General features: G+C 44.1%; 2 protein-coding genes and 2 pseudogenes. All 4 read left to right on the top strand.

All coding sequences use genetic code 11. The annotated features are described in order from the left end of the window. A pseudogene (locus GM552_RS08840) lies at positions 1–1,404 on the top strand (hypothetical protein); the annotation flags it as partial. A gap of 11 nt (positions 1,405–1,415) precedes the next feature. After that, positions 1,416–1,892, top strand: a complete 477-nt coding sequence (locus GM552_RS00665) for a hypothetical protein (RefSeq protein ID WP_196424810.1) — start codon at positions 1,416–1,418, stop codon at positions 1,890–1,892. A gap of 15 nt (positions 1,893–1,907) precedes the next feature. Beyond that, the gene (locus GM552_RS00670; protein WP_155564843.1) at positions 1,908–2,375 is read left to right on the top strand and encodes a hypothetical protein; all 468 of its coding nucleotides are present in this window, start codon (positions 1,908–1,910) and stop codon (positions 2,373–2,375) included. Positions 2,376–2,437: 62 nt separating this feature from the next. Continuing rightward, positions 2,438–4,570 (top strand): annotated as a pseudogene (locus GM552_RS00675) (hypothetical protein); the annotation flags it as partial.

A 4,570-nucleotide genomic window follows, 5' to 3' on the forward strand; every position in this document is an offset into this window, starting at 1 on the left:
ATGTCTATTCAAAGACCTGGAAAGCTTTTCTCCTCTAAATGGGCAGAAAAAGGCGAGCGTTTTGATATTGTTGAATCTGGTGCAGATCATCGAAATGGACGTGCGGATATTGAAAAAGGTTTTCCAAAACAAACTATGATTTCTGCCCTGAAAGGTGGTGTTCCACCCTGGGGACAGGATCATAACGGGATTTTATACCAGATTACAGAGGCTATACAGTGGATGCAGGCGGGAGGTCTGCCAAGTTTCAACCAGGATTTTTGTAATAAAAACAATGGTTATTCAAAAGGAACCATCGTGCAGGGGGATGATCCAAACAGGCCTTGGGTTTTATGGCAATGTTTGGAAAATAACAACAGATTTAATCCCAACCAGAATAAAGTTAACATAATCAACCCTCAAAACGGTTGGATACGATATCCTGTTTTATCAAAAATTTATGGTAATATTTTATATTATGATAAAGACGGTCAGTTATTGGTTGCATCACCATCTGTTCAGACAGAATTTTACGTTTCTTCTTCTGAAGGTAATGATAAAATGGGAGATGGCACTATGAAAAATCCTTATTTTTCTATAAGTAAAGCTCTGCAACAAGCTCCTGCAACTGGATCAATTATGATTTATTTAAAAGCTAGTGATGTTCATTATTTAACTCCAGATGGTAAGCTAAATTCAGATAAAGAAATTGATCATACTTTTGATCTTCAAACAAAAAATGTTACTTTTTTGGCTTACGGAGATGATTTTTTGGATCAGGCGACAGAGTGGCTGAATAAGCATACTAATAATATTGGTTTAAATCGGAGTTTAGTTGGCTTGACTCGACCAAAATTAATAATATGTTGGACATATACTTCTTCATTAGATAATAATAATGAATTATATATTTCAGGTATCCGATTTACTCGGTTATCTGGTACTTCAGGACAATTTTATGTGAATTTTTGGGGTATCGAAATTGAAATTGATAGAATAAATGAAATGGATAACGATCCATATCATGTTAATGTTATTGAAGGATGGTTAATTTCTGGAGGTCATTATTCGTTTACAGGATGTATATTTAACAAGTTACCTAAAAATGGATTAAATCATTTTATTGTTGGTGGTGGAGACGCAAATGGTATAATTGAGTTGAATTTTAGTTTTAGTAACTTTTTTGTAAATATATCAAATACGACATTTCTTTATATTATTGAAAATGTAAAAATTAATTCTTTTGTTGATATAGATACAGAAGTTCCAGTTATTCCAAATGCACCTTATAATCAGATGAGGTCAAATGTTATAGAGTTTTTTTCTAAACCAGCAGCATATCATGATCATGTTGAAATCATCAATAATCCTGCTCCCTCTTATAAGAATTTGACGACGAATTTTCAGATAGACATGGATGGTTAGCGATGTATTTAATGCGAACGTTTTTTTTGAACAGCTATTGTGTATACCAGGTACTGAGACGCTCGAAGAGGGAGCTGTCTGTATTTCCCCCGAAGAACGTCACATCTTATCAGGATTACAGCGTTGATTTTTTTCATCGTTTGTCTGATGGGGAAAGGGTTGTATCCGGGACGGTTTTGGTGCATGGCCTGGGATTGAGGGTGGAGAGTGTTCTGGCGCATGACAGGTTTTTAACGGCGTTTATTTCTGGAGGCCGGGCTAGTCATTCTTATTGTCTGACCTATACAGCGCAGACAGACCGGGGCAGGAGCGTAATCCAGGAGATGATTTTGTCCACTTTTGGGCATGCCGCAACAGAGCGGAGGGAGGAGAGGTTCATAAGTATGGCTTCCCGGACAAGACCGCCTGACATACGACCGCCATTGAATGGAATAAAGCTTATTGACCGTTATCTTCTTGATGATAACGGTTTTTTTATATGTATCTAAGGGGAAGGAATAGGGATGAGTAACAGAAAGAGCGATTGTCAGTGTGAGGGTGTCTGCAACCTGGAGTTTTGCGAGCAGGAAACAATCGTGGCATCAGATCAGGTGACTATGTTAAATTCTACGAATGAAATAGGGTTGCAAGATGAGCTGTTGGTTATTCGCAAGGATGGGGAACAGACGCAATTTTATCGTGCCAGGGTTGAAGAGTTTAGTTCAGGGGCAGCTTTATATTTATTGGAGAAGGCTGTTCAGTCAATGTCCAGGACAGATCCGGCAGATGGCCGTTCCCTATGGCTGAATGAGGGATTCGTCTGTCTGGCCAGCGGGGATGTATCACGATTTGGTACGGTTTCCCCGCATGGATTAAGCAGTGCATTAAAAGAGGTGTTTGCGATGCTTCCCACCCAGGATCCAGGAGATGGAAGCCCCTGGATTAATGGAGGTTTTTTAATGAAGGGTTCCGTTAAACAGGTATGTGAATAATAAAGATGGCAATAACAAATTAATTTTACATATAAATTTCAGTAATCAATAAGGATTTAAAAATGAACTGTGATCAAGGCAGTCGAATTATTATCGTTCCAGCTGGATGTTTGGGACATCGTGAGATTGATCTGCAATGTAAATCACCATTGGAAAGAGTCTATTACCAGTTTTCAATGGTCAATCGCCTTTCTCCCTCTGATGCAATCAGCTGCGTAAGTGCCCAACCTTCAGATGAGACACTTAGTGTTGACCGGATTACGGTATCTGGGCAGACCTTTAGGGCACGTATCAGTGGAGGGACAATGAATACCAAAACCGGTATTCGTTTTTTGGTAACCACACGTGCCAATGAGGAGCGTGAGTTTGTTGTGACATTGCCAATTATGCCGGAAGGAATCATGGGCAGTGGCGAGGCTGGCAATTATGTATTGGGGGATACGGGTCCCCAGGGTCCTCAAGGATGTGCCGCAACGGTTACGGTTGGCAAGGTTCTGCCCACAGAACCTGATGGGGATCCAAAGATTGTCAATTCGGGAACCGAGGTGGATGCCGTTCTGGATTTCACCTTGCCCCGTGGTCAGGTTGGGCCTCAGGGTGAGCGGGGCCAGGCCGCGACGGTAAAGCTTGGAAATGTTGTGACAGGTGCGGCAGGGAGTGATGCTGCTGTTGAGAACAGGGGTGATGGGCATAACGCTGTTCTTGATTTTACCATTCCTGAAGGTAGGCAAGGCATACAGGGGATACAGGGGAAGGCAGGCACGCAAATTCTGTTGTCCAATCGTGATCCTGTTGCCCGTGATGCCAAGGAAAATATTGTCTGGCTCAATGATGTCACAGGAGATTTGTTTGAAACTGTCTCCCGGGGCGGGGATGCATATAGCTGGCACAAGTCTGGGAATCTGAAGGGGGAGGCTGGCAGTATCATATATACTGGTACTGTGGATCCCGTTTACAATGAGGTTTATAAAAAGAGTGATCTCTATTTCAATATTAGCAACAGCAACCTGTTCACATTTAATGATAATCAATGGGTCAGGCTGGCCAATCTGAAAGGGGATCAGGGAGAGAGAGGTTCTCTATGGTTTTTTGCCCAGGAGGATCCTGTAACCTCTTCAAGCTATAGGATCGGGGATAGTTTCCTGAATACAGCTTCCAATGATCTGTTTGTTTTCAATGGCACGAATTGGCAAAAGGTTGGAAACCTTCAAGGTAAACAAGGTGATATCGGCCCGCAGGGATTGCAGGGTGATACTGGCCCGCAGGGACTGCAGGGCATTCAGGGAGAGAAAGGGGAAGCAGGCAAGGACGGCAGGGACGGTTTTGATGGAACCCGCATCATCACCAGCCAGCAGGATCCGGATCAGGGAAGCGCCCCCCTAAACCCGAATGTTGTATGGATCAACACGATGAACTGGGAGGTCAAGCGCACCATTCCGCATGGAGATAGCTGGGATTGGGTCAGTCTTGGCAGCATCAGGGGTCCCCGTGGTGATACCGGTCCGCAGGGATTGCAGGGCATTCAGGGAGAGAAAGGTGCAAAAGGGGATGATGGCTCACGCTGGTATAGTGGTCATAACTTGCCTGATGCGACAATTGCTCTTAATGATCCCCGTGGTATGCCAAGAGCGGGGGATCAATATCTTTATCTTGATGAAAAGACTGGTGAGGCCAGCGCCTATATATACACCAATGACAAGACCTGGGGCGGGCCTTTAGGAAAAGTTGCGGGACCCCAGGGAAAAGCGGCAACTGTCAGGGTTGTTGAGCAGGTGCGGCCTTTAAGACCCGATGAGGCGGCAACCATCAAAAATATTGGCGATGAACATGATGCGATCCTGCAGTTCAGCATTCCAAAAGGGGAAAAGGGGGATGTGGGCCCGATCGGAAAAGAGGGGGCCGCAGCTACCATACGCATAGGAACCGTGACCACCACAGATCCGGATGTCCAGGCATCCGTTCGCAATTCAGGATCAGAAAATACCGCCGTGCTCGAGTTCTCCATTCCCAAGGGAGAAAAGGGGGACAGCTATACGAATGACGGATCAACTGAACTCAACGTCAAGTCAATTCAGTCAGATGGCGGAAAGGTCGGAACAGATGGCGCGGGTAAATTATCTGCTGAAATGTTGGATTATACCATAAAAGTCCCAACTCCATCCCATCAGGATGCCTCTTTGGGTAAAGTCGTCGAT

Source organism: Commensalibacter sp. ESL0382, assembly GCF_009725775.1.
Classification (GTDB): Bacteria; Pseudomonadota; Alphaproteobacteria; order Acetobacterales; family Acetobacteraceae; genus Commensalibacter; species Commensalibacter melissae.

What these genes read in the sequence shown, in the direction of transcription:
- GM552_RS00665 (WP_196424810.1), top strand. Translation starts at nt 1,416, where the DNA reads ATGCGAACGTTTTTTTTGAACAGCTATTGTGTATACCAGGTACTGAGA.
- GM552_RS00670 (WP_155564843.1), top strand. Translation starts at nt 1,908, where the DNA reads ATGAGTAACAGAAAGAGCGATTGTCAGTGTGAGGGTGTCTGCAACCTG.